Origin of the sequence: Mesorhizobium sp. M2A.F.Ca.ET.039.01.1.1 (assembly GCF_003998035.1) — a bacterium.
Taxonomy (GTDB): domain Bacteria; phylum Pseudomonadota; class Alphaproteobacteria; order Rhizobiales; family Rhizobiaceae; genus Mesorhizobium.
This window is the reverse complement of the sequence record NZ_RZRY01001361.1, coordinates 1-797: the sequence shown is the minus strand read 5'-3', so window position 1 is coordinate 797 and position 797 is coordinate 1. Positions and strand designations below refer to the sequence as shown.

General features: G+C 66.5%; 1 protein-coding gene. It reads left to right on the top strand.

Features of this window, described 5'->3' with window-relative positions; genetic code table 11:
* Positions 1-797: DUF58 domain-containing protein (locus tag EOA24_RS39870; RefSeq protein ID WP_133375044.1), on the top strand; the 797-nt coding region annotated here is incomplete at both ends.

The following is a 797-nucleotide window of genomic DNA, read 5'->3' as shown; positions in this document are numbered from 1 at the left end:
ATCAGCGGGTGCAGCCGGTCGCCGGCACAGGCGGCGCGCTGCCGGCCAATGGCGGCACGCTCGATCTCGAATTCGAGGCTATCCGCCGCGGCATCGCCAGTTTCGACCGGCTGTGGCTGCGCTGGCAGGGCCCGTTTGGGTTGGTTTGGAACCAGGTCATGTTGCCGGTCGAGCGCAAGGTCGCGGTGCTGCCCAATGTCAACAGCGCGCGCGACGAGGCAATCACGCTCTTGCAGCGTTCGGCCCTTGCCGACGGCCACGCCCAGAAGCGCGCTGGACAGGGCCGCGAATTCGAGGCGCTGAAAGACTACCAGCCCGGCATGGGCCGGCGCATGATCGACTGGAAGCGCAGCGCCCGCCACGGCAAGCTTCTTGCGCGCGAGTTCCGGATCGAGGAGAACAACAACATCGTTCTGGCCATCGACAGCGGCCGGCTGATGTGCGAGCCGGTCGACGGCGTGCCGAAGGTCGACCGGGCGGTGACGGCGGCCCTCCTGTCGGCCTTCATCGCGCTCAAGGGCGGCGATCTCGTCAGCCTGTTCTCCTTCGACGCTAGGCCGCGCGTCTCCAGCGGCGCGGTGCGCGGCTCGCCGAGCTTCACCATGATCCAGAAGCGCGCCGCCGAGATCGACTATTCAACCGAAGAGACCAATTTCACCCTGGCGCTGACCACGCTGTCAGCCAAACTTGACCGGCGCTCTCTGGTCATCGTCTTCACCGATTTCGTCGACCCGATCAGCGCCGAATTGATGCTGCGCACCGTCGGCCGGCTGACCGAGCGGCATCTGGTGCTGTTC